Origin of the sequence: Desulfobotulus pelophilus (assembly GCF_026155325.1) — a bacterium.
GTDB classification, from domain to species: domain Bacteria; phylum Desulfobacterota; class Desulfobacteria; order Desulfobacterales; family ASO4-4; genus Desulfobotulus; species Desulfobotulus pelophilus.
Window position 1 is genome coordinate 1 of the sequence record NZ_JAPFPW010000007.1, and the last position, 26,626, is coordinate 26,626.

The following is a 26,626-nucleotide window of genomic DNA, read 5'->3' on the forward strand; positions in this document are numbered from 1 at the left end:
TTACGGAAGGCTTGCCGCCACCGCCAGAGAACAGAGCCTCAATGTCATTCTGGCTCAGGGTATTACGGCCAAAATCCTCATCTTCGGCAACATCCGTGGTCCTGCTTTCCTCACGGGCAGTACCCGCAAGATCTTCCGAGAACAAGGCATCTATGTCCGCCTGCCCCACAAGACCGGAGGTAAAAAGATCGGGCTCTCCTTGGGAGGGAACAGATTGTACCGGTTTCGGCACTTCATTTTTTTCCGGCAGGGGCATATCAAAATCACCCCGCAGGAAAGCATCAATTTCCTCCTGACTGACCGTATCAAAATCGTTTTCCTTCGGCTCCAGCCCCCTGTCATTACCACGCATCAGGTTATCCAGATCAGAAAGATCCCCTTCGGGAATTTTTTCTCCTCCCGCCGGATCGGGCAAACCATGATCAGAAGGCAAAGCCGCCGCCGACTCATCCCCAGAACCATCATCCAGCCCCCGCAACAGCGCATCAATGTCATCCTGCTGGATCACAAGATCAATATCATTTTTTCCATCTTTTTCCGCCATGGTCCGCCCCTTTGGTTCAGGCCGTCATTTCAACGCCTCGCAGACGCGTACGCAGTTTCACAAGGGCTGCGGCATGAATCTGACAGATGCGGGATTCCGTACGCTCCAGCACATCACCAATTTCTTTTAAGGTAAGGTCCTCAAAATAATACAGAGAAAGCACCAGCTGTTCCTTTTCCGAAAGCCCGGCAATCACTTCTGCCAATCTGGCTTTCATCTCTTCTTCTGCCAGCATATCTTCCGGATTATCGGATGTTGTCAGCTGATCCTGAAAGGTTTTTACCCCGTTTTCGCCCTTTTCTGTCCCCCGGATACTGGCATCCAGATTCAGGAGTGCGGCACCGTGGATTTCCGTAAGAACACCCTGATAGACTTCCAAAGAAAACCCCAGGGCTTCTGCAACTTCCCTCTCTTCTGCAGGCCTCCCCTGTTCCCTTTCCACCGAGGCAATGGCCTTTTCCACATCCTGTGCCTTTTTTCGCAGTGAACGGGAAAACCAGTCCATGCTTCTCAATTCATCCAGAATGGCACCCTTAATGCGGAACTGGGCGTAGGTACGAAACTTCACATCTTTTTCAGGATCAAACTTATCCACAGCATCCAGCAGCCCGAGGCTGCCGGCACTCATCAGCTCGTCCAGCGAAACGGATTGGGGAATACGCATGGAAACCCGCAAGGCCACACTGCGAACCAGATCCGTATGGGCTTTGATCATGGATTCCCTTTTCTCAGCAGAGAGGCATGTCTTCAAAGTATCAGCGCCCTTTCATCCTTATGCGGTATTTCCCCTGCCCCATGATCAGGCGGGCGGCAGTGCGGTAAAACGCTTGAAAAACAATTTAATGGATCCTTCTGTATCATGACGGCGGGGAGCATTCATCAACACTTTGGCGAGATTGCGGATCTGTTTACTGCATTCTGCATCCGGGTAAGCCGTCAGAACCGTTTTCCGCTCCTGAACAGATTTCCGTAAAACAGGATCAAAAACAATATGACCCGCATACTCCAGCACAGCACCGGTAAGAAAACGTTCGGCAGCCTGGTTCAGGGTCAAAAAAACCTGTTTGGCTTCTTTTACGGAGTTTACCATGTTTACCACAAGTTTAAAATGCCTGGCTCCATGTTCGGAGGTCATGACCTTCATCATGGCATAGGCATCCGTAATGGAAGTAGGCTCCGGCGTAGCCACCAGCAGGCATTCATCCGCCGCGAGATTAAAATACAGCACATTTTTTGAAATGCCTGCCCCCGTATCAATGAGCACCACATCTGCCGCCAAATCCGCACTTTCAAATTCACCCAGAAGGGTCAGTTTCTGCCCCTCGGTCAGATGGGTCAGACCGCTGGTACCGGAGCCTGCCGGAATAATACGGATCCTGTCTGCCGGAGATACCATGACCTCGTGCAGGCTTCTTTCGCCGCTCAACACATGGCCGATATGAAAGGGAGGGCGTATTCCAAAAAGAATGTCAATATTAGCAAGACCCAGATCCGCATCCAGAATCAGAACTTCTTTGCCCATATCCGCAAAGGCCCGCGCAAGGTTACCCACAAGGTTGGTTTTACCCACACCGCCTTTTCCACTGCTCACGGCAATTACCCTTGGCTGGCCCGATGATACGGAGGAAAGCTCCCTCTTCCGCTGCATACCCTGGCGACTGATCATTTTTCTCAAACTCGTTGCCTGATCCACCCTTTTCTCCCTTCTTCACCGGCCCTGAACTCAGGCCTCTCGAGTCTCAAAAATACGCTGCAAAAGGCCCTTTCGGGTCACTGGATGAATGTCTTCAGGTACCCGCTGTCCATCGGTTATATAGGATACGGGCAAAGGATAGTCTGCCAGCTGATCCAGAATACCGCCTCTTTTACGGGTTTCATCCAGCTTGGTGAACACATAGGACCGGGGAGAAAGCTGGGAAAAATTCTCCGCAGCCTCCCGCATATTCTCCCTGCCCGTTGCGGCGCTTAAAACCAGGTGGGTGGCAATGGCCTGCCGTCCGCCAAGAAGACCTGCCAGTTCTTCCATCCGTGCATGATCCAGATGGGAAAGGCCTGCCGTATCAATCAGGATCACTTCTCTGTTCTGCATCTGACGCAACGCCGTCTGCAGGTCATCCCGGTTAAAAGCAGGCAGACAGGGAATACCCATGATGCCCGCATAGGTTTTCAGCTGCTCCAGCGCACCGATGCGATAGGAATCCACGGAAATCAACCCCACCCTTTTCTTCTGTTTCAGGCTTAAGTCCGCTGCCAGCTTGGCAATGGTAGTGGTTTTTCCAACCCCCGTCGGGCCCGCAAATGCCACCACGCTCCGTTGACCGGCCAGCGTATCAAAGGGGGTAAAACCCTCAATAACATCCATCATTTCCACAAAAACCCTTCGGGAAAGCGCTTCTCTGCCGGGGCCAGCCGTTCGGGATGCCTTTTCCATCAGATCCCTGGCCCGTTTTTCCGTGAGCCCCGTTCGCACAAGGCGGGTATACAGATTCAGACTCTCGGGCTGGCGGGTAATGAACTCCGGAATGCCGTCTCCCTGTTGAAGGAGGAACAGCATATCCCGTATACTGACCAGCTCGTGCTGCACCTGCTGCCACCCTACGTTCCCCCCGAGCTCGCTCCCCCCTTCAAGGGAATTCGCCACCCTGTCCAGAACATCTGCCACATCCCTGTCTTTTTCTTCCTCTGCTTCTTTCACCGCAAAACGGCTCGGCCGCTTTACCACCTGCGTTTTTACTTCGTTGCCGCCGTGAGACTGGCGAATTTTCCGGACAGAAGAATCCTTTTTCAAAACTGGCCGGTCAATCCCCGCCTCCACAGCAGCTGTCACCTCAAAACCACCCTGTGCATACGGATTTCTCGGATCACGGGCGGCCTTGCGCGTGGATAGGATCACGGCATTCACACCGAGTTCGGACTTGACCTGTGCCAGGGCCTCCTGAATGGAAGGAGCCCGAAAAGTTTGTACGCTCATTTTACAGGGTCACCTTTCCAATGGCCTGAATGTTAACGTTCTGAACAATTTCCGCATGGGATGTTACGGCAAGATTGGGAATACTCTGCTCCAGAAGCCTCTTCAAATGACGGCGCAGGCTCGGGTTGCATAGGAGAACAGGCTGAACATTCTGGTTCATGGCTTTTTCCATCTCCCCACGCACCGCCGCAATCAGCTGTTCCGCCATACGGGGATCAACGGCAAGATACGCACCATGCTCCGTATTCTGAATACTTTTGGTGAGCGTTTCCTCCACCTTTCTGTCCATGGCCAGTACGGGCAGATTGCCATCAGGCCCCATGTACGCCGCCAGAATGGATCGGGAAAGTTTCTGTCGCACATATTCTGTCAAAAGATCCGGGTCCTTGCTCATGGTTCCATAGTCAGCAAGGGTTTCCACAATGGTCAGCAAATCTCTGATGGAAACCCTTTCCGCCAGAAGATTCTGAAGAACCTTCTGTACCATGCCCAGACTCATGACAGAGGGCACCAGCTCCTCCACGGCTTTGGGGCTGGCCTTGGAAAGGTTGTCCAGAAGATGCTGTACCTCCTGACGGCCCAAAAGCTCGGCAGCATGGCTTCGGATAGTTTCCGTTAAGTGGGTCGCCACAACAGTGGAATTGTCCACCACCGTGTACCCGGAAAACTTCGCCTCTTCCTCTCTGTCCGCAGGTACCCAGAGAGCCGGAAGCCCGAAGGCTGGCTCTGTTGTGGGGATACCATCCATACGCCTGCTGACATCACCGGGATCCATGGCCAGCACATGGTTCACCATCAGCTCATAGCGGACCATTTCCACTCCCTTAATCAGCATCCGGTATTCCGCTGGCCGCAGATTGAGGTTATCCCGGATATGAATGGGTGGAATCACGATACCCATTTCCGAGGCAAACTGCCTGCGCATGGAACGGATACGGCCTAAAAGGGTACCATCCTGGGAACTGTCCACCAGAGGAATCAGGCCATACCCCACTTCCAGCTCCATGACATCCATGTTCAGAAGGTGCTCCACCTCTTCCGGACCAGAGGGGGCTGCAGCCGCTTCTTCCGCTTCCGCGGCTTGCTTTTCCTGTGCTTCTTCCTCGCTCCGTCCCCGGGTGACAAGATACAGTATGCCTCCCAAAGCCAGCCCCAGACTCATAAAGGGAAGGCCGGGAAGGCCGGGAACAAGTCCCAGGGCAAATACCAGGCCGGAAGCCACGTAGATGGGTGTGGTTTTAGAAAAAATCAGCTTGGAAAAGGCCTGACCCAAACGATCCTTATCTCCGCCTCTGGAAACAAGAATACCTGCCGCCGTTGAAATCACGAGGGCAGGAATCTGAGTAACCAGACCATCCCCCACCGTCAGCAGGGTATAGTTGGCTGCGGCCTGTCCCACGGGCATGCCATTGAGCACACCAATGATCAGACCTCCGACAATATTGATACCGGTAATGATAATACCGGCAATGGCATCTCCCTTGACAAACTTGGAAGCACCATCCATGGCTCCGTGAAATTCTGATTCCCGGGCAATGAGCTCACGCCGTTCCCTGGCCTGACGTTCATCAATCATACCGGCATTGAGATCGGCATCAATGGCCATCTGCTTACCGGGCATGGCATCCAGTGTGAAACGGGCAGCCACTTCCGCAATACGACCGGCACCCTTGGTAATCACCATGAAATTGATGAGCACAAGAATGACAAAAATAATCATGCCCACCACATAATCCCCGCCCACCACAAAATTACCAAAGGACTGAATAACGGAACCGGCAGCCTGGGGCCCTTCATTCCCCCGGAGGAGGATGAGTCGGGTAGACGCCACGTTCAGGGCAAGGCGGAAAAGGGTCAGGACCAGCAGCATGGTGGGAAATACCGAAAACTCCAGAGAGCTTTTCGTGTACATGGTGGTAATCAGAACGATGATGGCCAGGGTAATATTCAGGGCCAGAAAAAAATCCAGCAGAAAAGCGGGGACCGGCAGCAGCATGGCCAGTAGAATACCGATAACCGCAAGGATCATTGCGATATCCGCATAGTCCTTGCGCAATCCCTGAAGAATGCCGACTGACTCTGCCATGGCCAACCCCTGTACGTGTCATTGTTTTGACGGCAAGTGACCGAAACCTGTCACCTTATTCGGCATTCTACCCCCTGCCTTTTCCCTTCAGTCGATACACATAAGCCAGCACTTCAGCCACCGCCTGATAGAGATCTGCGGGAATGGACTGCCCCACATCTACCCATTGAAACAAGTTTCGTGCCAGAGGCTTATTCTCCACAATAGGCACACCGGCCTCTTTGGCTATGGACCGTATTTTATCCGCTATGCTTCCGGCGCCTTTCGCCAGCACCTGCGGTGCCTGCATGGCAAGGGGGTTATACTGGATGGCCACGGCCAGATGGGTAGGGTTGGTGACCACCACATCCGCTTTGGGCACATCCTGCATCATCCTTTTCTTCGATGCCTCAAACTGCAGCTGACGGATACGGCTTTTAATCTGGGGGTCACCTTCGGTCTGCTTGCCTTCATCCTTCACTTCCTGCTTGGTCATTTTAATCTGCTGATCAAAATTCCAACGTTGAAAAATCAGATCCATCAGGGCCACAAAAACCATGGCAAGAAGTACCCAGAGAAAAATTTTAAAGGATATTTTCACCATAAAAAGGAGAATGGTAGCCACATTATGGTCATACAATCGCATCATATGGGGCATCTCTCCCTTCACAGCCCGCCATGACACATAAAAAATGATGGTAATCTTCAGAATACTTTTCAAAAGCTCCATCAGGCTTTTTTTAGAAAAAATACGGCCCAGCCCCTTAATAGGATCCAGCTTACTCGGCTTGGGCTCTATGGCTTTCCAGGCCAGCACAAAACCGACCTGAAAGGCATTGGCAAAAAAAGCCGCCAGAAACACCACCAGCAGCAAAGGAGCCATCACCCAAAAAGCCTGCATGCCATAGGTCTGCATCCAGAAAAGGGCCTGCTCCATGTGCACTTCCGGGATGGACGTAAACGAAAAGGAGGAACGCATAACATCGGCCATGCGCTTGTAAAAAAAACCGGCCATGGCGTACAGGGTGGCCACACCGGCCAACAGCACAACGACCGAAGGCACTTCCACACTTTTGCCTACCTGCCCTTCCTCGCGACTTTTCTGGCGCTTTTTCGGGGTTGCATCCTCGGTTTTTTCCTGTCCGCTTTCCTCCGGCATGGTTTCCTCCTATCCGCTTCCGAACATGCGCAGAACCAGATGAAGCATACCCGGAAAATCCTGCACATAGGCCCTTGCAAAACGGACGATGACCTCAAAAACCGCACCAAAGAAAATAAGCCCTATGGCAATTTTTACGGGAAAAGAAATGATGAGCACATTCATCTGCGGAGCAAACTTGGCCGTAATACCAAAAGCTACGGAAACAAACAGCAGGGCCACAATGGCCGGAGCACCAATTTTAATTCCCGTCACAAACATGGCGGCTGTCATTTTCATCATATGATCCAAAAAAATCTCCGGCAGAGCAAACCCACCCGGAGGTACCATGTGAAAACTTTCCACCAGTGCTTTCAGCAATATGTAGTGCCCATCCAGAAGGATAAAGACCACAATCACCGTCCAGTATCCCAGCTGTTCCATCACCGAAACCTGGCTGCCCGTCTGGGGATCCATGACATTGATCATGGAAAACCCCATCTGAAAACCAATCAGCAACCCTGCCAGCTGCACAGCACCAAAAAACAGACGCACCACAAGGGCGATCACCATGCCCACAAAAAGCTCCGACACCAGCAGGATGGGTGCCATGAGTACTTTGTCTGGGAACTGAACGGGATCGGTCACCACCGTAGAAAAGAGAACAAGGGTAATAGAAAGGGCCAGCCCGGCTTTCACCAGAACAGGAAAGGACTCACTGCCAAAAAAGGGAAACAGAAACAAAATCACCGAAACCCTTGTGAGCACAAGGAGAAAATGGCGCATCTCATCGGGTGAGAAAAGGTTCAGAATTTCCATGGGCCGTCAGCGGATGTACATGGGAATATTTTCAATTATCCTTGCCGTATAGCTGGTCATTTTTTCCAGCATCCAGGGGGCAAAAAAAATCAGAGAAAAAAATACGGCAAGAATTTTGGGTACAAAGGAAAGGGTCATTTCCTGTATGGAAGTCACCGCCTGAAAAATACTGACCATCAGTCCCACAGCCAGACCGATGAGCAGCATGGGAGCGGCAATCAAAATGGTGAGCCACACGGCCTCCTGACCAAAACTTACAACAAATTCGGGCGTCATCAGCCACCTCCTAGGGTATGGCGAAGCTACGGATCAGCGAGCCCGCAATGAGATGCCAGCCATCCACCAGCACAAACAGCATCAGTTTAAAAGGCAGGGATATCATGACGGGAGGCAGCATCATCATCCCCATGGCAAGAAGCACACTGGCCACCACCATGTCAATGATCAGAAAGGGCACATAAATCACAAAGCCGATGATAAAAGCGGTTTTCAGTTCAGAAATCACAAAAGCGGGAATCAGGTGCAAGAGGCTCACGCTTTCCCTGTTTTCCGGTTTTTCCGCTTTGGCAACTTTGATAAATAAAGCCAGATCCTTTTCCCGCGTATTGACCAGCATAAATTCACGGATGGGCTTTTCCGCATTGGCAAAGGCCTCCTGATAGCTAATCTGATCCTCCAGATAGGGATCCAGTGCCTTTTCATACACTTCTGTCCACACAGGCTTCATGATGAAAAAGGTCATGAAGAGGGAAAGCCCGATGACCACCTGATTGGGCGGGCTGGTCTGAATACCGATGGCCTGACGTAAAAAGTGAAAAACCACCACAATGCGGGTAAAAGAGGTCATAAGCACCAGTATGGCCGGTGCCAGGGTGAGAATGGTCAGAAGAGCCAGTACTTCAAGGGCAATGGCCACATCCCTCGGACCCGTTGCCTCTTCCACGCCAATGCGGATGGAGGGAATGGGAAAGGTCACAGCCTGTGCCGCCAGAGGTGCCGCAAGACCCGCACCGGCAAACAACAACAGAAAGAAAAGGAGACGGCGTGCTCTTGTTCTTTCAGGAAAAGACAAGGAAGGCCTCCGGCCTGTCTCATGCATCATATCTGGCCTCCGGCAGGTCCTTTTCTCTTGGTTCCCCTGTACGTATACGGGACAGAAAGGATGAAAATCCGGGCCCGGACCGCTCGGTTTCCTCTGGAGCTGTCTTCTCAAACTCTCCAAGGTTCTGAATGGAAGAAGGCGTCACACCCAGAAGGAGCTCGCGACCCTGATAATCAATAAGCACCACCCGCTCTTTGGGCCCCAGTTGCAAGGTTTCCACCATCCGTATCCGACCCGCCGTTCCCCTGAAAGTACTTAAACGGCGAAGCAAATAAAGGGTAAGAATCAAAAGGGCCAACACCAGCAACAGGGCTCCCCCGCCTTTCAGCACCAGGAACCCAAAATCCGGCACGGCAGCCCCCACTCGGTCTTCCATAGGACATCTTCCTTTTCAGGCAAGGGTCCGAACCCGCTCCATGGGACTGATGATATCCGTAAGGCGAACCCCAAATTTCTCGTTCACCACCACGACCTCACCCCGGGCCACCAGCTTGCGATTGATGTAAATCTCCAAAGGCTCACCGGCCAGCTTGTTCAGTTCCACAATGGAACCTTGCCCCAGCTGCAGAAGATCATTGACCAGCATACGGCTACGGCCGAGTTCCACGGAAAGCTCCAGCGGGATGTCCAGAATAAAATCGAGGTCTCTTTCCGCAATATCACTGGCAGGATCGACCACTTCCTCCGATGGCCCCGCCGCCTGCATCTTTTCTTCTTCCGAATGCTTATACTCATTGGCCATGATGCCTCCATCCTGTGGTTACAGCAAAAAGATATGGTTTCCGTAGGGGAACCGGCTACAGAAGCTTCAGCTTATCCGTAATACGAAAAGCCTGAAAACCTCGCTGTACACCGGCAAATCCCTTCATTTTGGCAATTCCTTCAATATAGGCCGTAAGGGGCTGTTCCGCATCCTGATCCAGAGGAATGACATCCCCCGGCTGCATGGTAATCAACTGTTCCCCTGTGATCTCTGTCCGTCCCAGCTCCACGGAAAGCATGACGTCGGATTCCACAATAATCTCCTTAAGCCGCCTCTGCCATGTATAATCCACATCTTCCACCTCCGCCTGAAAACCGGAAGACAGTTTATGCCGCAGGGGTTCAATCATGGAATAAGGCTGACAAAGCACCAATTTACCAGCCGACTGTTCCAGCTCCACTTCAAAACGGGTGACAATCACCAGGTCTGTGGGAAGAACAATGGTGGCAAACTGCGGGTTTACCTCGCTGCGCACAAGGGTGGTCTGTATGGGTTCCACAGGAGCCCAGGAATTTTTCAGGTCTTCCAGACAGGAAAGTACCACCTTGCGAATCATTACCTCTTCGATGGTGGTGAATTCCCTCCCCTCCACTTTAGCCTTTCCCGTTCCCTTTCCACCAAAAAAAGTGTCAATGAGGTTGAAAACCAGCTGGCTTTCCAGAACCAGCAGGGCATGACCGCGCAAAGGATCCATACGAAAAACATGAAGACTTGTGGGAACGGGGAGGGAACGGCCGAATTCAGAAAACTTCAGTGTGTCCAGAGATTCGGAACTGATATCCACGTTGGTGTGCAGGAGCATGGAAAGACTGGAACGGACCTCACGGGCAAATCGTTCATTAATCACCTCAAAGGTGGGCATACGCCCACGGATTACCTTATCCTGACTGGAAAAATCGTAATGTCCGATACCTTCCGCATCGGATCCCGCATCCTGCTCCGACTCTACTTTTCCGGAACTCAGGCCATCCAGCAGGCTGTCAACTTCTTCCTGGGTCAGGATTTCGCTCATGTGCCACCCTTTTTCATCCTATTCCGTTCAGAACCCGGTTTCTGATCTTCTTCATTTTACGCATAGAAGGATTCAACCATTACTGCCGGGAAACAACACCCCTTCCCCCGGGCAGGCGGAACCGATCTCTCATGTGGGCCACAGAATGGTAAAGTCTGTAATATAAAGCCCCTGAACCCGAACACCCGACGCCTTTTCCACCAGATCCGTAAGTTCATACTTCAGCTTCAGTTTTCCCGACACACGTTCCCAGTTTTCCGCACGGCCAGCCTCCAGATGGTTGCGAATGGCCACAAGAATCTTTTCCCGATGACGCAGCAGGGCAGGTAGTCCCTCCGGACCTTCTCCCGCCAGAATGGCAATGCCCAGCCGGAGAGGAAGGCGGACGCCCTCTTCTACAGACACCCTGATTTCCATCACAGGAATCTGCCAGAGACCCGGAATCAGTGGCTGGCCCGGAGCAGCACTCTGCATGGCGGCTTCCGGCTCCATGGGAACTGGAGCCTCGGGGCCCCCGGACAGAAGAAAAGCAAACATCGTGCCCGTTACCACCATCACCCCTCCAAGCATGACCAGCCAGATCCACAAAGCCAGAGGTCCTTTTTTCTGACGCCAGTCTACCCGTTGCCACAGCTTTATGTTACCGGACATCCCCATCCTCCAGAATCAGAAAACTTACACGCCGGTTCCAGGCACGCTCACGGCTGCCCGCCTCCGGAAACAGATGGACGTCAACACTCTCCGCTGCAATCCCCAATCGGTCTGCGTCCATGCCCGCCAACGCCACGAGATAGTTCCTTACGGCTCCGGCCCGCTGCAGGGCCAGCTTTCTGCCAGAATCTTCCATCATACCGGAATCCGGAAATCCCTGCACCATAACAGGCACATGGAGCGGGGCAAGCACATCGGAAACCGCCTGCAGCAGGAGTGCCGCCTCCGGCCGAAGACGAAACAAACCGACCTCAAACAGGCCATCGGATTCAAGACGCAAGCGCAGGTGCTCCTGAGAGGTATCCACATGCAATTTTTCCGCCACTCCAGCAGGAAGCCGGGCAAGCTCGCGCCGGAGCCGCAGGCTCAGAGCTCCGGCCAGCCGGTCTCCTTCCGGTGCTTCATAGGACCTCTCCTGCACAAAAAAAGAAAACCCTTCTTGCAGGCGTTCGGCCTCCAGGGCTTTCATGGCATACAGCATGACAAAAAAAGTCAGGAGCAGAAGCAGCATATCTGCAAAGGTCTGCATCCATGCCGTTTCCGGTTTTTTACCGGTTTTCTTTTTCAAGGGAATTATCATGGACTCTCCGAAAAAATCCGGAAAATAAAATCCCGGAAACGGTAACTGCCCGTGACAGAACCACTGCTTCCGGGAAACACCAGCACCACCCGGCCATTCTCCCCGTCCCTGCCCTGACCATAGGCATATTCCGGCACAAGATCACCCATACCCCACACAAGCATATCCCGACCCAGTGCCTCCGCCACGGTAAAACCCCGGAGCCCGGAAAACACAAGGGCCTGATCCGGATCAACCCGTGGACTTTGGACCACATGGACCATCACCCGCCCTCTTTCCGGTCCTTCGGGCAGATAGGTACCCATCCGGGCAAGGAGCCCGGAACCTTCCGGGGAAAGATCCATGGACCCTTCCCCGACAAACAATGCATCCATCGGAAGACGAATCCAGAGTCGGCCCGATGCATCCACGGTCAAGCGACCTTCCGGACCCAGACGGGACACAAGATCTGTCAATTCCATGACGCCAACATCGTCAAAACGATGCCGCCATACATCCGGACTGCGGGCTCCCATACCGGTAACCCCACCCAATCCTGCCTGAACCGAATGCCGGACCCTGTCCCTGCGGGATTCATCAGGCTCCGAAAGAACATTCAGAAAAGCAAAAAAAGCCAGAAGGATGAGAAACAGGGCAATCCAGAGAGACATATTCATGGATGAAGCCCGTCCGCCCTTCATACCCTTTTCTCCCTTGGTGAAAAAGCCGAACGGTGGGCCCGCATCCGCCATTCCAGAACCCTGGGATGCTCCCCTCTGGCAAGGGAAATCAGACCTTCCATGAGCATCTGTTTCTCACGGGCCTCTTCCCGGGCCAGCGCCCGGAGCTTACCCGCCAGAGGCAGAAATACCAGGTTGGCCAGAAGGGCTCCATAGAAGGTGGTCAGAAGGGCCACGGCCATACCCGGTCCGATGGCATCGGGATCCGTAAGGTTCTGCAACATCTGGATCAGACCGATGAGGGTGCCCACCATTCCCAGAGCCGGAGCATAGGAACCCATGGTGGCAAAAATTTCCGCACCCGCCTCATGACGCTCCGCACAGGCATCCAGATCTGTCGTCAGAATCTCCCGGACAACCGAAGGATCCAGACCATCCACAGAAAGCTGCAGTCCTTTTGCCACAAAAGCATTCTCCATATCCGGAATCCGCATCTCCAGACTCAGAACACCTTCCCTTCTGGCCTGAGTGGCCAGTGCCATCATTTCTTCTATGGCCGATTCGCCGGAGGGAGGGGGAGAGAAAAACACCCGCACCACCCTCTGAAAAACAGGCAGAAGATCCCTTGCCGGATAATGGATCAGGGTAGCTCCCATGGTTCCGCCCACCACAATGAGAAAGGCCGGAAAATTGATAAACAGAAGAAGGCCGCCGCCCATGAAAACCGCCAGCCCCACAAGACCGAATGCCGAAAGAATACCCAAAAGGGTCGCAATGTCCATACACATCCCTGTGCCAGAGGCGTACAATCGGAAGACAGGGTCAGGCCTGCCATGCCCCCATAGAGCAACAACCCATGGGGAGTCCCTTTTCAACCATCCTGATTCTATAGCATTAGCGCCCCTTTAAAAGCAAACCGGACCCAACCCGAAGGGAAGGATCCGGAAAAAATATCCGACAAAAACAATACCAGCTCTCGTATCAGGGTGACCGGGCGGACCCTGTGGCCCGCCCGGTCATGAGTCCTTAACGCTTCATCTGGATAACGGTTTCCAGCATGGCATCCACCGTTGTCACGGTCTTGGAGTTGGCCTGAAAACCCCTCTGAGTGGTAATCATTCTTACAAACTCATCACCGATATCCACATTGCTCATTTCAAGGGAGTTGGGAGACAGTTTTCCAAGGCCGTTGGAACCCGGCCGACCCGTAATGGCGGAACCGCTGTCACGGGTTTCTCTGTATAAATTACCACCTTCCTTGTACAGCCCCTGATTGTTCAGAAACTTGGCCAGCCCCACACGGTAGAGGGGGATCAGCTGACCATTGGAGTACATACCCGTCATCACCCCGTCTGCGGAAACATTCACCCCTTCCAGATCTCCGGCCCCGTACCCGTCTGCCGTCTGATAAATGGTGGAAGAAGTCCGGGCATACTGTGTTGTGGTGAGGGAAGAGTTAATGAAGTTCAGCCCGTCAAAAGAGGTACCGATATTAAACGCAATTTTTTGTTCTGTAGTCCGGTAGGTTCCGTCCGTGGCCATGCGGCCCGCACTGCCAAGGAAGTCGGCAGTAAATTCATAGTAGCCCGCATTGTTGATATCCCTTGTACCCAACTGCCGCCAGGAAGTACCTCCCTGAATGTCAAAGGAAATGACACTGTTTTCCACATTGGCCCCGTGCCGCATGGGCTCTGTGAAGGTAAAAACAATGTCTTCCCTGTCATTGTCTCCGCCGGAACCGTCAAGGTCTATGTAGACCCTGTCCTTATCGCCCCGGATCACCGCATTGGGATAGCCCTCCGGTGTGGTTCGGGGGTCGAGTGAGAACGTAAAGGTCTCCCCGGCCCCAGCTGCCGCCGGTGCACCGCCTGCATCCTCAAAACTCCAGACCACATCCGGGTTGTTGTTGCCATCAAAGCTGATGGCCAATCTGCCGGGATCCAACGGCGTATCATTCAGAATCCTTGCATTGGGGTATTCTCTGGGAGGACTGGCCGTTATGGAAAAAACAATGTCATTACCACCAAAATCAGCCGGATCCTCCGGAGTGAAGCTGATATCCGCCGTGCCGTTTCCGTCCAGATCAATCTGTACCCTGTCGCCATCCCTCCGTATCTGTGCAGCGGGATAATCCGCCAAGGCTGCAACACCAGCGAATGGAAGTACTTGCCACCCCGTTGTCAATGCAGCATCATTATAGGCAGCCTCAGGAACGGTTATCACCGCCGCTCTGTTCAGAACCATGGCATTATGAACCGTAAGCTCCCCTGCCGTACTGGCCGCGCCAACACTGGCCGTACCGCTGGAGCTTCTCCAGACCCAGCCTTCAACAGCATCCCACTCCACCTGCATGCCTGCCGCATACTGATTCAGCACCGCAGGATTCAGCACGGTCTCACTGGCACCGTCAACAGCAGCCATACCGCCATAGTTCTGGCCGGTCACGTTTTGTTCGCTGGGGTTACTCATGTACCACTCGCCCCGTCCGTCCACACCGCCTCTGGGATTCCAGACCAGATTCATCCCCTCCATGTCCCTTGTCATGACACCGGGATCATTAATGGTGAGGGTGGTATTGTCGTTGCCCGTATCACCCCGGTAGGTAAGCCCCGTAACATTCTGCACATGGGCGTCTCTGGGCTTATTAATGTCAAATTTCAGGGAATCCGTGGCCACGGCATTGGAAGCAAGGCGGATTACCATATCCGGTTCCGGAGCCGTATCCGCAGGGTTCCGGTTCAGAACAATCTCGATGCGCCGGGCATCAGAATAAATAATTTCCGCATTGGGATAGGCAGCCGGAAGGTTCTGAAACTGCCAGCGGTCACCGTCATATTCCACATGAAAATCAAATCCATCAAAATCCATGGGTTCCGTTGAATTGAGCACAAAGGTGAGATCATCGTAGCGGTTCACCCCTTCGGTACGCACATTGCCGATACGGCCCGTATATTCCTCCATGGTCATGTCGGCTATGGACCCGTCGGACTCATTGAAAAGGATGGTACCTCTGGCCAGAATCCCCTGTCCCGGCGTGCCCTGTACTCCCAGCCGCTTGTCTTCACCGGGGTTCATGGTGATGATGTATTCCCATTCCGAACCGGACTTTTTGTCATAGTAGATTGTAATATCATGGGTGCTGCCCAAGGCATCATAGGCTTTGACCACGGTCTGGTACTCATAACTGTTCGGGGGGAGAGGCGGCTGCTTCGTTGCATCCCAGGCATTGGACAGTACGGTAGACTGGCTGACGGCATCCGCATCCAGGTTGGTAATGGCCGTAATTTCTGACGTCTGTTTCGGCGGAGACGTGAAAGACTGCATGATGATATTGGTCATGGCTCCCATATCATCACCCGTATCCGGATCCAGCTTCCAGCCCTGAACAATCATGCCCTCCGGAGTTACGAGCTTGCCGTCTTTATCAAAGTTAAAGTTCCCCGCCCGGGTATAATATTCCTGATTACTGGCAGGGTGACGCACCACAAAAAAGCCGTTCCCGCCGATGGAAAGGTCCGTGGTATTCCCCGTTGATTCAAAGGAACCCTGATTGTGCAAATTATCCACGCTGCCCAGGGCCATGCCCCGGCCCACCTGGGCGGATCCGGACTGAGTCCCCACGGTCTGGTTCAGAACATCGGCAAAGGTATAACGGCTTCCCTTGAAACCCACAGTGTTGACGTTGGAAATATTATCACCAATTACCTGCATGGCATTACCCATGTTGGTCAGACCACTGGTTCCGGTATAGAGAGAACTGGTGAGGGACATACGGCACCTCCGGATCAAAAAAACGTTAAAGAATCAGAAACCACTCAAAATCTTGCACCATTGCCTAGGATACGCTGCGCACAGCTCCGGAAGCCACCAGATGACCATCCATATTGAGGTAAGGGATACCATTTCTGTAAACCAGACCGGTGACATCTCCCGTAACCCGGGTATCCGCCACAGCCCCCTTGGTCAGCACCCGGTAGGAGTAGACACCGGGATCAACGGTGGTGCCATAGGTGTTCTTACCGTCCCAGGATATCTCATGAAACTCACCGCCCTTCCGGGTACCCTCGTACATGGACTTCACAAGGTTTCCATGGCTGTCATAAATTTCAATCAGCACCTCATCCTCCCGGTCCAGAGTATACCCCGGCACTGTCCCAAGAATCTTACCGTCAAAATCAATACCGGCCGTTTCCGCCGTCACTTCCCTGCCAATATATTCCATGGGGCTGATTACCGGACCGGCTGCTTCTTTCTCCCACACCTTGAGAAGACTGGCCGGATCCACAAAGGTTCCCCGCACCTGCAGGTACGCCTTACCATTGGCATAGAGGATACCTTCCACCGTTCCTTCCACGGTGGTCTGCACCCGGCTGATGCCCCCCGGTCCCACGGCAATGACATCATACCGGTAAGAGCCATCCAGTACCTGACGGTCACCGGAATCCCGGGCATCCCATGAAACGGGATAGGAACCGGCTTCCTGCTGACCCATGGGAATGGTACGAACCTGCTCACCTTTTTCGTTATAGATATTGATGGTAACAGAAGCGGTTTCTTCCAGAGTATAAAAGCCCCCTACGGCCTTACCCTGAGACACCTCAATGGAATCCACCTCCGCCAGAATTTCTTTACCCATATAGGCTTCCAGATCCTTGGATGAACCGGCCTGCATCACCTTGAGCATTTCTTCGAGAGTCTTATTGGTATTAAAGGTGGCTTCCAACTGGGAAAACTGGGCCAGCTGCGCAGTAAAATCCGTACCTTCCATGGGGTTCAGGGGGTCCTGATTCTGCAGCTGAGCCACCAGCATGGTAAGAAAGGCCTCCCTTCCCAGAGGATCTTTCTCCTTGTCCTCACGGACCTGATACCCCGATGCCAGATTTGACAGTGCCGTATTACCATTCACTGAAGTTGTCATTGCCCTTTTCCTTTCTTCCTCACACCATCAGGTCCAGACGGGAATCACTTCTTCCCCATACCCGGCCTGTGCGGGACGATGCCGCACTCCCTTCCACCGAAGAAACAGCCCCCTTCTCCCTGCGCTCTTCCGCCTGACGTGCCTGGCGGGACTGCCTCTCCCTTCCCCGTTCCCGGAAAAGGGCCGTATCGAAGTCCGGAGCCACACTTACTTCCATGCGTTCCACCCGAAGCCCCTGTTCCTGCATTTGGCTCTTCAACTCCGCCACCTGGGTCAGGAGCATGTCATGGGCACCTTTTTTCTCCGCAAGGATACGGATATGGACACCCCCTGCAATGGTTTCGATATGCAGGTGCAAACGTCCCAGATGCTCCGGCTTCAGCTGAAAACTCACTTCATTCTGGCCTTCCCGGATGGCGTGGGCCATTTTTTTCCCCACCTGATCCATGACATAGGCAGGCGGAGGAGGCGGCGGGGCCTGAGTTCTCACGGACGAACCTTCACTGCCTCGGCCATGACCCATTCCCATGCCCGATCCCAGACTACTGCGATCCCCATCCTTCTCAACGCTGCGGGAACGGAGCAGGGCTGCCCAACCATCCTCATCTTCGTCACCGGTATCCCGGTCACCGGTCAACTCCAGCCATCTTCCCAGCAGATCATCCAGAGACTGCCGGGAATCTTGATCCGTTTCACTGCCTTCCAGCCCCTGCCATGCCTGCAGGCCAGGATCTCCCACGGGCCTGACAGCAGCTGGTATTTTTTCAAAGGGTGTTGTGCGGAGTTCGGTCACACCTGCGGGATCACGGCCGGGCTGCACCTCCCTCAGAAATCCTGCGGCAACCTCCATGGCCGGCACGCTGAACTCCAGCGTTCTTGAGGTAGCCATACGGCCAAGATCCTGATCTGCCATGGCACTAAGCACCAGACGTTCCAGCATGGCCGCCGTATCATGGGAAAAACCAGCCATCTCCGACTTGCTCATGCTGCCCAGACCCTGCAAAAGACTATCCAGCACCCGGATGGCCTCTTCTCGGCCGCCAGCATCAACAACAAGGGAGCCACGGGTCAAATCATCCCGCAGCATGGCCCATTCACGGCCCAGACCCTCCAGAGAAAATCCCTTCCCTTCTGTTATGGACCGGTCCATCAGGGTGGCAATCCTGTCTTCCGGAATGCCCATGTCCCGCAAAAGGGTATACACAAAAGGAAACAAGCCAAGGGCCAGACCGGCATCCCCGCTGTTTTCAAAGGATTCCATTCCTTCCGCCAGAGAATGAAGCCTCTCAAGGAGTCGTCCGAGGCTCACATCCTGTCCACTGGCATCGTCCAGAAGCATCATCATGGCATCCTGACTGTCCTCATCCAAACCACTTCCCAATATCATCTTCCTTAAAACATTCAGGGCTTCACTGTCTGCGGATACCTCCTGACGACCCATGGAAACAAAGGCCTGCCACTGATTCCGCATTCCTTCGAGCACAGATACCAGAGAGAGCATGGGTTCATCCGCCACCTTCTTTTCCATGGCCCGATCCATGAACGTGGAAAAGCCGGGCTCTGCAGCCGCTTCTGATCTCCCTGCTTTAAAAGAAAGACCCAAATCCTGTGATATCATGGGGGGGGTTGCCAGCATCATGGGGCAATCCTTTCATTCAGGATGATAGAAACACGAAGAAACAGAACAGACTACCCATCCTTTAGCAAGCTGCATGCCACAGGAATCAAGCTGACACACAAAGATAAAGCCTTGGAATAACAAAACAAACAAAACCCGCTTTTCTCAACCCCAGGGAAGAAAGAGCCTGACAGGGAAAAACTTTCCCTACCCCGGAAAAAAAAGCCCTCCGGCTGCCTCGGGTGTAGGCGGCTAAACCGGCAGAACAACCCTCAAGGCATGGCACGGATTATGCTTGTCATCCAGAAAGAGGGTGTCAGGATAAGGCATCCTGAGGTCTGAAAGCCGTACCGCAAAACCTGTGCATATTATTAAGGAGAGGTGTACCATGAAACTGTATCCGTTTTTTTATCCAGACAAATACTCTGCTCCCTTACTCCTTATCCTGTTTTCCATAATCATTTCGGGCTGCGGCATAACCGGCCATCAGGTTGTCAAGCACAGGGAACCCCAAACCTACCGGGAAAATTTCATTCCTGGCCTTGAATCCGGAGAAGCCCGCCATAAAATACGGGTTGCCGTCATCGGTCAGGGGCTGGCTCCGGAAAAGGGCTCACCTCAGCAACGAAGACTGATGGCCGAAAGAGCTTCGGTTCTGGACGGCTACCGCCAGCTTTCCGAGCGTCTCGCCGGTACCATCATGCAGGTATACAGTGAAGCCGGTCACAATACCCTGAACAGAGATCTGATCATCAGTGAAACCAATGCCTACCTCCGTGGAGCGCGTACCTTTGAAAGCAGCTATGAAGACGGCCTCGCCACCACGCGGGTGGAGGTCTTCATCAGCCCCAGAGAACTGAAGTTCTACCATGGCTCCGAACTTTCCCGAATGCTGATGGGCGCTCTGGCCGGTGCCTCCATAGGGGCTGTGGCCGGTGGTGCGGCGGGAGTTCTCACTAACTCATCGGATGCTGTGATTTATCAGACCATGGGTGTGGCTGCCGGAGCCGGTGCAGCAGGCGGTGCCATGCTCTCCACACAGTAGAAAGTCTGCAATGAAAGCTTTTGCCATGATCGCTGCAGGCATAATGACACTGGCAATCGGTGCTCTGGTCTATGTGGCAGACCGGCCTGTGGGTATTTTTTCCCGGCTGGGTGACGGGCTGGATTTCATTCATTTCGGGAGGCTGGGCTACTGGCTTCCCGACGGACTGCATCCTCTGGGCATGGCCCTTATTTCTGCGGGAGTTGCGGGTGGCCGTCCCGCTTCTTTACGTTTCTGGGCCATTTTCTGGGGCATCATCGGACTTTGCATGGAAACGGGGCAGTATTTTGGAAAAAAAACCACCGCCTTCCTTCCTGCGGGCTGGCAGGATCTTCCCTTCGTAAGGGAAACGGCAGCCTATTTCATCCATGGCACCTTCGATCCCATGGATATGGTGGCTGTCCTTCTGGGAAGCCTTACCGCCTGGCTTCTCTCCTTTGCACCATGGCAGAGAATCTCCCCCTATCCGGCCATAAAAAATCCGGCTTTCCTCCGCACAAAGAAAAACCCTTCTCCCCTTCCGGGGCTGTTTGAAACAACCCGACAAAAAAACAACCTGTCAGCGTATTCCCAGCTAAAGTCAAAGCCGCCGTGTGACGATGACAGATAAAATTGACTCAAAACCATCACAACGAGGCCGCCATGAAACAATCCCCCTCTTTTCTTCGATCTATTTGCATGCTTGCGATAATGGCCCTCGGCTTTGCTCTTATTGTAGCGACAGGAGACAGCGACTCTTCCAACCCGACAACACCGCCGGGACCGCAGCCAGCCCTCCCCCCTGACGTAAGCATCATCAACCCGCAAACCGCTTCTCTTTTTCAGGAAACGGACACCATTACCTTTGTTGCTCAGGCCACAGACTCCATAGACGGACCTCTTTCCGGAGTAGCCCTCAAATGGTATTCTTCCCGTGAAGACTACCTGGGCTTCGGCTCCTCCCTGACCAATGTGGAATTCAGAAAAACAGGCACCCATACCATCACGCTGATAGCGGAAAACAGGCAGGGTGTGAAAAATACCGCATCCATTGATATTGCCATCAATCCTTACAACAACACCCCACCCACGGCATCCATTGTGCAACCCGCCGACGGGGAAAGCTTCCAGCTCGGAAGTCTCATTGTTTTCCACGGAGAAGGCAATGACACCGAAGACGGTCCCTTGAGCGGTGCCCAGCTCGTGTGGACTTCCAGCAAAGACAAACAGATCGGTACGGGTCCAAGCTTTACAAGCACCAGCCTGTCTTCGGGAACCCACACCATCACCCTGGTAGCCAAAGACAGCCAAGACATTCCCAGCAGGCCAGCTTACGTGACCATTCACATCAACAACACCCCACCCGTAGCCGAAATACAAAGCCCTGCGGATGGCAGTACTTTCAGCGTTCAACACAGCATTCTTTTTAGGGGCAGGGCATTGGATGCGGAAGAAGGATACCTCCAGTCAGATCAGCTCCAGTGGTATTCCACCATAGATGGCAACCTCGGAACGGGCCAAACCTTTCACAAAAACAACCTGAGCCCCGGCATCCATACCATCTCACTGGTAGCAACGGATAAAGACGGAGCCACAGATATGGATGAAATCCAGCTTACCATAACCCCTTAGGAGAACGGCCATGGCCCGGTTTTACCGTACTTTTTTTCTGGCCATAACGCTTTTACTTTCTTTGACTCCCGCCCAGACCATGGCAGCCGACCCTGTCGTTACCATCTCAACTCCAGCTGATGGAAGCCAGATAATTGCGGGCAGCTATGTTTCTTTTCTGGGAAGCGCCGTCATCGCACCGGGCCAGACCATTACAGAGTACCAGTGGGCCTCCTCCAGAGACGGTGTTCTTTCTTCCCTGCAGACCTTCGGCACCCAGAACCTCTCTCCGGGGCTCCACACCATCACCCTGCTGATCCGCGATGATGCCGGAAAAATAGGAACCCACACCATCACCCTCACAATCATCAACACAGCACCTCAGGCCCATATCACCCAACCCGATGACGGTGCCTTCTTTTTTGTTCGGCAGCACATCCGTTTTGAAGGATATGGTGACGATGCGGAAGATGGCCGGATAACCAACGATGACCTCCGCTGGGTTTCGGACAGAAATGGATTTCTCGGCACCGGTCCAACCCTGGATATCGGCAACCTTACCGCAGGACATCACACCATCTCCCTTACCGCCATGGACAGTCACGGCATGATCAGTCCAGCAGCAAGGATTCAGATAGAAGTCCGGAATGAACCTCCTGTGGCTGTCATTCATGCCCCGGCCGATGGGAGCTCCTTCAACCTTGGGGAAGCCATCACCTTAAGCGGCTCTGCCCATGACCCTGAAGACGGACCACTTACGGGCAGTGATCTCAGCTGGTCATCCAGCAAGGACGGAACCATAGGAACCGGTGAAGAACTCAGGAATGTGACCCTGTCTTCCGGGGAACACCACATTACGCTGACAGCCCGGGATAAGGATGGAAAAACAGGAAACGACACCATTACCATCATTGCAGGGAATCATCCGCCCGTGGCCGAAATACTGAGCCCCGGGGACGGGCAGCACTTCATGGCCGGAGAGACCATTGAGTTTCGGGGGCAGGGAACGGACAGAGAGGATGGGCTCCTTCCGGACATCCAGATGGTGTGGACCTCCGGCAGAGACGGTGAAATCGGTACAGGGCGCAGCTTCGAAACAAACACCCTCAGCGATGGTCGCCATGACATCCGCCTTACGGTAAAAGATAAAGATGGCGGCAGTCATACGGCGCAGATTTCCATCACCTGCGGCAATACCCCTCCCTCCATACCCGTTATTTACCGCCCCTTACCGGATGCGGTTTTTGAAAAGGGAGAAACGGTAGTCTTCTACGGCACAGCGCAAGACACAGAGGATGGCAATCTTTCGGGCAGCTCCCTTACATGGCAAAGTAACAATGGGGGACAGATCACAAATCTGGGAAGCGGCAACTCCTTTTCCACTAACTCCCTTGCCAGCGGCGATCACAGCATCAGCCTGAAAGCCACCGACAGCGGTGGAGCCAGCAGCACACAGACCGTCAACGTAACCGTTAAAGAAATGAAAGCGGATATTCCGCGTCCCCAGCTGCGCCAGGGCCTGATGCAGCCCGTTAGCATTCAGGGAGGCACAGGGCCATACAGAATAGCCATTCGGCACCCCCAGCTTCTATCCTGTCAGGTCTCCCGGGAAACGGCCAACAGCCTATCCCTCAACCTCACCGGCCTGTCTTCCGGCAGCACCACGCTGACCATAACCGACAGCATCCGGAATACTGTTACCCTGCAAGTCCTTATCATCTCCCAAACAAGCCCCCAGCCGGTGGCAAAGGCCCGCATATGGCCTGCCAGCGGTTATTCCGGAGAAAAATTTCAGCTTTCAGCTGAAGGTTCCACAGGTTCTGATGCGGCCATACAAGAATATATTTGGACCCAAACCCAGGGGCCACCTGTCTTTCTTCTTCCGGGAACGGGCATGACAACCCGTTTTATGGCTCCCCCTGTATCCATGAACACAACTCTGGGCTTCCAGATCCTTGTTCGTGATGCTAACGGACTGGAGGCAACCCATAAAATCCACGTGACCATCAGCCCGTCCAGTGTCAGCATGCCCGGCATTCCCGATAATACCATCCCGATCCGCTCCATTCCCGGACCTCCGGTGGCCATCATGCAGACACCCGGCCTCACGGATTTCAGCGTCCATGACCCGGACGACATACGGGATATGAACAACCGCCCCCCAAACCTGCCCTACGGTCTTTTCCGCATGGCCATGGAAGCAGGGCATGGGGAAACAGCCAAGTTCATCCTTTACCTTCCAGAGCCAGCACCACGGGGAAGTTCATGGATGAAATACCATCCTGTAAGAGGCTGGGTGGATTTTGACCGCCACCTGATTTCAGCCGGGCAGGGAGACGGGGCCGTTTTCAACCATGCCAGAGATCAGGTATTTATCTATATTACAGATAACGGACCATGGGATACAAACCCCGCCCCCGGCATTGTAGAAGATCCTTCCGGGCTTGCCCTTCCCGTAACAGCCCCCCCCTCTTCCGGTGACACGGCAGGCTCCGGGGGTGGCGGCGGGTGCTTTATGAGCTCCATTTTCTTCCCTGAATGAGAGACCACAACCCGTAAGCGGCAGACTTCCGTCTGCAAAGATTCATACCATGATCGTACAATACCAGAACCTGTCATTGCATAAGGTGCAGCGACAGGTTTGATTGCCACCTTTTATTCTTTGCATGATTGGGAATCCGGCTGACCATAACAGCCCAAAAGTCAGGATCGGATCAGCTACCATCATTCAACGTTTCCCTCATCGGCAAGGCTCTTACCAGCCTCCTCCCCTACTCCTTTACCCGCACGTCCCTTTCCGCCATTTTCTGACTGATCACCGCCGCCTTGCCCGGATCCATGCGGCCAAGAATATTGGCCGCCGCCGCCGGTCTCATGGCCCGAAAAATATCCCGTGCCACCCCGGGATCCATGGCATCAAAAACAGGGCCTGCCTGATTGGGCCGCATACCCGAATAAAAACGGGCCAGCTGTTCAATTTTTGCCGCCTCTTCGGCCTCCACCCGGCGCTCCGCCTCACTGCGCTTCCGGCTGAGACGCTCAAGCCCTTCTTCCACCTGCCGGTTCAGCTCCTGCAGGCGCTCAATTTCTTCTTCCACTTCCCTGCGCAACTGGTTCAGTCGCCTGCGCTCTTCATCCAGAGCTTCGGCTTCTTTCCGGATGGCTTCCCGCCGCGCAGCCATGCCTTCCAGCTCCACAACAATGGCTTCCCTCTCCTCTGCCCGAACGAAACCACCGTCCGGAACAACCAGCAGCAGGCATGCCCACATTCCCAAAGGGAACCACCAGCCCATTCGCATGCTCATGACCTGTCCTCCCTCACCTTCCGGATGGAAATCATATCATCGGCCTCTTTCTGCTGCAGGAGATCCATTTCCTGCCTGTATTCTTCGCTTCGCCGCTCCTTCAGATTTTCCAGAGCTTTTTCCGCCATGCGCGCCTTATCCAGCGCCTTCTGTTTTTCCCGAATCCGATAAAGAATCCTTTTTTTCCTGTCCTCCAGCTTCTCCATGCGTATGACCATATCCGCCAGATATTCGGTATGGATGCGGAAACGTTCACCGGAAATCCCTTCCATGGTTTCCCTTTCCAAGGCAAGCCCTCCGGCCTCCTGATCTTCCTTCAGGGCCTGCATGGAAGCTTCACACTCCTCCAGAAGTCGCTGCACGGCCAAAAGAGACTGCAAAGCCTCCTGCACCTGAAAATGCCGGTACCGGAGAAGGGCTTCCATACGAAAAACAAAACGCTTCATGGGTCTCTGTCTCCGACAAGAATACCGGCCAGCGTGGAAAAGCCTTCTTCTGAAGTGACCCTGACATCCACTCGCTGACGCAGGAAAGCCTGAATTTTCGGAGCCATTTTTTTGGCCATATCAATCTGGGGATTGGACCCGTCCACATAGGCACCGATCTGTATCATATCTTCCGCTTCCCTGTAGCTGGCCAAAAGACGGATGGCCTGCTCCCGCAGAGCAAGATTTTCCGGACGGGTCACATCCCTGGCCACACGGCTCACGCTGCCGAGCACATCGATGGCCGGATAATGACCACGACTGGCAATCTGACGGGAAAGCACAATATGACCATCCACAATGGAACGCACCGTATCGCCTACAGGATCATTCATATCATCCCCCTCCACCAGAACCGTATAAATACCTGTAATACTGCCCTTGCCCTTCACCGTTCCGGCCCTTTCCAGCAGAATGGGCACCTGAACAAAGAAGGAAGGAGTATAGCCACGGGTCGTAGGCGGTTCTCCCGCAGCCAGCCCCACATCCCGGCTGGACATGGCATAGCGGGTCAGGGAGTCCAGCAAAAGAAGAACTTCTTTGCCCTGATCCCGGAAATACTCGGCCATGGTGGTGGCAAGGTAGGCTCCCCGCATGCGCACCAGAGGTGGCACATCCGAAGTAGCTGCAATAACAACGGATTTCTTCCTGCCCTCCTCTCCGAGAATATCTTCAACAAAATCCTTTACTTCCCGTCCCCGCTCTCCGATAAGCCCAATCACCACCACGTCGGCGGCTGTATGGCGCGTCATCATACCCATCAGCACACTTTTCCCCACACCGGAACCGGCCATGATGGCCACACGCTGCCCTCTGCCCAGGGGTATCATGGTGTTAATGGCACAGACCCCCACATCCATGGGCTCTTTCACAGGATCACGGTCCAGAGGATTGATGGGCTTTCCATAAAGCGGGTAGGCCACTTCCGCTGCTATGGGTCCAAGGCCGTCCAGCGGCTCTCCCATGCCATCAATCACCCGGCCCAGATAGGCTTCACCCACCGGTGCAAGGGGTCTTGCTGCTTCCACCATGACCCGGCTGCCCGGACGGATTCCACGGGTGCTTCCATAGGGCATGAGCAGAGTGTGATCCTGACGGAAACCCACCACTTCCGCCAGCATATCGCTGCCATCATCCAGCAGAATACGACAGAAACTGCCAATACCCTGCCCAATACCTTCAGCTTCGGCAATCAGCCCCACCACCTGTACCACACGACCTTCCAGCCGGGTCAGCAGCGTTTCCCGCACAATACGATGGAAACGGGAAAAATCCATATGCAGGTTCAGGCCATCTTCCAC

At 53.8% G+C, this 26,626-nt stretch carries 26 protein-coding genes; 4 read left to right on the plus strand and 22 right to left on the minus strand.

Annotated elements, in window-relative coordinates; genetic code table 11:
* The 19 genes from OOT00_RS07350 to OOT00_RS07440 all read right to left on the minus strand — a co-directional run.
* On the minus strand, positions 1-544 hold a 544-nt coding region (locus tag OOT00_RS07350), incomplete at its 3' end, for a hypothetical protein (protein WP_265424667.1).
* Positions 545-560: 16 nt separating this feature from the next.
* Positions 561-1,295 carry a FliA/WhiG family RNA polymerase sigma factor gene (locus OOT00_RS07355; protein ID WP_265424668.1) on the minus strand — a complete coding sequence of 245 codons (735 nt, stop codon included), beginning with the start codon at positions 1,293-1,295 and terminating at the stop codon, positions 561-563.
* Between the two features lie 48 nt (positions 1,296-1,343).
* Entirely contained in the window at positions 1,344-2,237 is an 894-nt protein-coding gene (locus OOT00_RS07360; protein WP_265424669.1) for a MinD/ParA family protein, read from the minus strand.
* Positions 2,238-2,267: 30 nt separating this feature from the next.
* Entirely contained in the window at positions 2,268-3,515 is a 1,248-nt protein-coding gene (gene flhF, locus OOT00_RS07365; RefSeq protein ID WP_265424670.1) for a flagellar biosynthesis GTPase FlhF, read from the minus strand.
* Between the two features lies 1 nt (position 3,516).
* Entirely contained in the window at positions 3,517-5,601 is a 2,085-nt protein-coding gene (flhA, locus tag OOT00_RS07370) for a flagellar biosynthesis protein FlhA (RefSeq protein ID WP_265424671.1), read from the minus strand.
* A gap of 67 nt (positions 5,602-5,668) precedes the next feature.
* Positions 5,669-6,739 (minus strand): flagellar biosynthesis protein FlhB, encoded by a 1,071-nt coding sequence (gene flhB / locus OOT00_RS07375; RefSeq protein WP_265424672.1) that lies wholly within the window; start codon positions 6,737-6,739, stop codon positions 5,669-5,671.
* Positions 6,740-6,748: 9 nt separating this feature from the next.
* Positions 6,749-7,537: a flagellar biosynthetic protein FliR gene (fliR, locus tag OOT00_RS07380; protein WP_265424673.1), complete on the minus strand. Its 789-nt coding sequence runs from the start codon at positions 7,535-7,537 to the stop codon at positions 6,749-6,751.
* Between the two features lie 6 nt (positions 7,538-7,543).
* Positions 7,544-7,813 carry a flagellar biosynthesis protein FliQ gene (fliQ, locus tag OOT00_RS07385; protein WP_265424674.1) on the minus strand — a complete coding sequence of 90 codons (270 nt, stop codon included), beginning with the start codon at positions 7,811-7,813 and terminating at the stop codon, positions 7,544-7,546.
* A gap of 10 nt (positions 7,814-7,823) precedes the next feature.
* Entirely contained in the window at positions 7,824-8,639 is an 816-nt protein-coding gene (gene fliP / locus OOT00_RS07390; RefSeq protein ID WP_303649914.1) for a flagellar type III secretion system pore protein FliP, read from the minus strand.
* Positions 8,629-9,015: a flagellar biosynthetic protein FliO gene (gene fliO, locus OOT00_RS07395; protein WP_265424675.1), complete on the minus strand. Its 387-nt coding sequence runs from the start codon at positions 9,013-9,015 to the stop codon at positions 8,629-8,631. Before fliO ends, fliP begins: the two co-directional genes overlap by 11 nt.
* Positions 9,016-9,030: 15 nt before the next feature.
* On the minus strand, positions 9,031-9,381 hold the full coding sequence (gene fliN, locus OOT00_RS07400; protein WP_303649915.1) for a flagellar motor switch protein FliN: 351 nt from the start codon (positions 9,379-9,381) through the stop codon (positions 9,031-9,033).
* A 55-nt stretch (positions 9,382-9,436) separates the two neighbouring features.
* A complete protein-coding gene (fliM, locus tag OOT00_RS07405; RefSeq protein WP_265424676.1) occupies positions 9,437-10,414 on the minus strand; it encodes a flagellar motor switch protein FliM in 978 nt (325 codons plus the stop codon).
* A 129-nt stretch (positions 10,415-10,543) separates the two neighbouring features.
* The gene (locus tag OOT00_RS07410) at positions 10,544-11,065 is read right to left on the minus strand and encodes a hypothetical protein (protein ID WP_265424677.1); all 522 of its coding nucleotides are present in this window, start codon (positions 11,063-11,065) and stop codon (positions 10,544-10,546) included.
* A complete protein-coding gene (locus OOT00_RS07415) occupies positions 11,055-11,705 on the minus strand; it encodes an OmpA/MotB family protein (RefSeq protein ID WP_265424678.1) in 651 nt (216 codons plus the stop codon). Before OOT00_RS07415 ends, OOT00_RS07410 begins: the two co-directional genes overlap by 11 nt.
* Positions 11,702-12,385, minus strand: coding sequence for a hypothetical protein (locus OOT00_RS07420; protein ID WP_265424679.1), 684 nt, complete (start codon positions 12,383-12,385; stop codon positions 11,702-11,704). Before OOT00_RS07420 ends, OOT00_RS07415 begins: the two co-directional genes overlap by 4 nt.
* The gene (locus tag OOT00_RS07425; RefSeq protein ID WP_265424680.1) at positions 12,382-13,146 is read right to left on the minus strand and encodes a motility protein A; all 765 of its coding nucleotides are present in this window, start codon (positions 13,144-13,146) and stop codon (positions 12,382-12,384) included. Before OOT00_RS07425 ends, OOT00_RS07420 begins: the two co-directional genes overlap by 4 nt.
* A 244-nt stretch (positions 13,147-13,390) precedes the next feature.
* The gene (locus OOT00_RS07430) at positions 13,391-16,135 is read right to left on the minus strand and encodes a flagellar hook-basal body complex protein (RefSeq protein ID WP_265424681.1); all 2,745 of its coding nucleotides are present in this window, start codon (positions 16,133-16,135) and stop codon (positions 13,391-13,393) included.
* A 64-nt stretch (positions 16,136-16,199) separates the two neighbouring features.
* Complete coding sequence (locus OOT00_RS07435) at positions 16,200-17,282, minus strand: FlgD immunoglobulin-like domain containing protein (RefSeq protein WP_265424682.1); 1,083 nt, start codon at positions 17,280-17,282, stop codon at positions 16,200-16,202.
* A gap of 19 nt (positions 17,283-17,301) precedes the next feature.
* The gene (locus OOT00_RS07440; RefSeq protein ID WP_265424683.1) at positions 17,302-18,921 is read right to left on the minus strand and encodes a flagellar hook-length control protein FliK; all 1,620 of its coding nucleotides are present in this window, start codon (positions 18,919-18,921) and stop codon (positions 17,302-17,304) included.
* Between the two features lie 367 nt (positions 18,922-19,288).
* Here OOT00_RS07440 and OOT00_RS07445 point away from each other — a divergent pair, with 367 nt between their 5' ends.
* Genes OOT00_RS07445 through OOT00_RS07460 form a run of 4 tightly spaced genes read left to right on the plus strand, consistent with a single transcriptional unit; the run spans position 19,289 to position 24,077 of the window.
* Positions 19,289-19,945, plus strand: a complete 657-nt coding sequence (locus OOT00_RS07445) for a hypothetical protein (protein WP_265424684.1) — start codon at positions 19,289-19,291, stop codon at positions 19,943-19,945.
* A 10-nt stretch (positions 19,946-19,955) separates the two neighbouring features.
* Positions 19,956-20,555, plus strand: coding sequence for a hypothetical protein (locus OOT00_RS07450; protein WP_265424685.1), 600 nt, complete (start codon positions 19,956-19,958; stop codon positions 20,553-20,555).
* Between the two features lie 32 nt (positions 20,556-20,587).
* Positions 20,588-21,556 (plus strand): PKD domain-containing protein, encoded by a 969-nt coding sequence (locus tag OOT00_RS07455; RefSeq protein WP_265424686.1) that lies wholly within the window; start codon positions 20,588-20,590, stop codon positions 21,554-21,556.
* A gap of 10 nt (positions 21,557-21,566) precedes the next feature.
* A complete protein-coding gene (locus OOT00_RS07460) occupies positions 21,567-24,077 on the plus strand; it encodes a PKD domain-containing protein (RefSeq protein WP_265424687.1) in 2,511 nt (836 codons plus the stop codon).
* Positions 24,078-24,306: 229 nt separating this feature from the next.
* Here OOT00_RS07460 and OOT00_RS07465 read toward each other — a convergent pair whose 3' ends face one another.
* The 3 genes from OOT00_RS07465 to OOT00_RS07475 are packed head-to-tail and all read right to left on the minus strand — an operon-like array spanning position 24,307 to position 26,626.
* Positions 24,307-24,840 (minus strand): MotE family protein, encoded by a 534-nt coding sequence (locus tag OOT00_RS07465; RefSeq protein WP_265424688.1) that lies wholly within the window; start codon positions 24,838-24,840, stop codon positions 24,307-24,309.
* Positions 24,837-25,286: a flagellar export protein FliJ gene (locus OOT00_RS07470; protein ID WP_265424689.1), complete on the minus strand. Its 450-nt coding sequence runs from the start codon at positions 25,284-25,286 to the stop codon at positions 24,837-24,839. Before OOT00_RS07470 ends, OOT00_RS07465 begins: the two co-directional genes overlap by 4 nt.
* Entirely contained in the window at positions 25,283-26,626 is a 1,344-nt protein-coding gene (locus tag OOT00_RS07475; protein ID WP_368407582.1) for a FliI/YscN family ATPase, read from the minus strand. The genes OOT00_RS07470 and OOT00_RS07475 overlap by 4 nt, the downstream gene beginning before the upstream one ends.

What these genes read in the sequence shown, in the direction of transcription:
- flhF (WP_265424670.1), bottom strand. Translation starts at nt 3,515, where the DNA reads ATGAGCGTACAAACTTTTCGGGCTCCTTCCATTCAGGAGGCCCTGGCA.
- flhA (WP_265424671.1), bottom strand. Translation starts at nt 5,601, where the DNA reads ATGGCAGAGTCAGTCGGCATTCTTCAGGGATTGCGCAAGGACTATGCG.
- flhB (WP_265424672.1), bottom strand. Translation starts at nt 6,739, where the DNA reads ATGCCGGAGGAAAGCGGACAGGAAAAAACCGAGGATGCAACCCCGAAA.
- fliR (WP_265424673.1), bottom strand. Translation starts at nt 7,537, where the DNA reads ATGGAAATTCTGAACCTTTTCTCACCCGATGAGATGCGCCATTTTCTC.
- fliQ (WP_265424674.1), bottom strand. Translation starts at nt 7,813, where the DNA reads ATGACGCCCGAATTTGTTGTAAGTTTTGGTCAGGAGGCCGTGTGGCTC.
- fliP (WP_303649914.1), bottom strand. Translation starts at nt 8,639, where the DNA reads ATGATGCATGAGACAGGCCGGAGGCCTTCCTTGTCTTTTCCTGAAAGA.
- fliO (WP_265424675.1), bottom strand. Translation starts at nt 9,015, where the DNA reads ATGGAAGACCGAGTGGGGGCTGCCGTGCCGGATTTTGGGTTCCTGGTG.
- fliN (WP_303649915.1), bottom strand. Translation starts at nt 9,381, where the DNA reads ATGGCCAATGAGTATAAGCATTCGGAAGAAGAAAAGATGCAGGCGGCG.
- fliM (WP_265424676.1), bottom strand. Translation starts at nt 10,414, where the DNA reads ATGAGCGAAATCCTGACCCAGGAAGAAGTTGACAGCCTGCTGGATGGC.
- OOT00_RS07410 (WP_265424677.1), bottom strand. Translation starts at nt 11,065, where the DNA reads ATGTCCGGTAACATAAAGCTGTGGCAACGGGTAGACTGGCGTCAGAAA.
- OOT00_RS07415 (WP_265424678.1), bottom strand. Translation starts at nt 11,705, where the DNA reads ATGATAATTCCCTTGAAAAAGAAAACCGGTAAAAAACCGGAAACGGCA.
- OOT00_RS07420 (WP_265424679.1), bottom strand. Translation starts at nt 12,385, where the DNA reads ATGAAGGGCGGACGGGCTTCATCCATGAATATGTCTCTCTGGATTGCC.
- OOT00_RS07425 (WP_265424680.1), bottom strand. Translation starts at nt 13,146, where the DNA reads ATGGACATTGCGACCCTTTTGGGTATTCTTTCGGCATTCGGTCTTGTG.
- OOT00_RS07430 (WP_265424681.1), bottom strand. Translation starts at nt 16,135, where the DNA reads ATGTCCCTCACCAGTTCTCTCTATACCGGAACCAGTGGTCTGACCAAC.
- OOT00_RS07435 (WP_265424682.1), bottom strand. Translation starts at nt 17,282, where the DNA reads ATGACAACTTCAGTGAATGGTAATACGGCACTGTCAAATCTGGCATCG.
- OOT00_RS07440 (WP_265424683.1), bottom strand. Translation starts at nt 18,921, where the DNA reads ATGATGCTGGCAACCCCCCCCATGATATCACAGGATTTGGGTCTTTCT.
- OOT00_RS07445 (WP_265424684.1), top strand. Translation starts at nt 19,289, where the DNA reads ATGAAACTGTATCCGTTTTTTTATCCAGACAAATACTCTGCTCCCTTA.
- OOT00_RS07450 (WP_265424685.1), top strand. Translation starts at nt 19,956, where the DNA reads ATGAAAGCTTTTGCCATGATCGCTGCAGGCATAATGACACTGGCAATC.
- OOT00_RS07455 (WP_265424686.1), top strand. Translation starts at nt 20,588, where the DNA reads ATGAAACAATCCCCCTCTTTTCTTCGATCTATTTGCATGCTTGCGATA.
- OOT00_RS07460 (WP_265424687.1), top strand. Translation starts at nt 21,567, where the DNA reads ATGGCCCGGTTTTACCGTACTTTTTTTCTGGCCATAACGCTTTTACTT.
- OOT00_RS07465 (WP_265424688.1), bottom strand. Translation starts at nt 24,840, where the DNA reads ATGAGCATGCGAATGGGCTGGTGGTTCCCTTTGGGAATGTGGGCATGC.
- OOT00_RS07470 (WP_265424689.1), bottom strand. Translation starts at nt 25,286, where the DNA reads ATGAAGCGTTTTGTTTTTCGTATGGAAGCCCTTCTCCGGTACCGGCAT.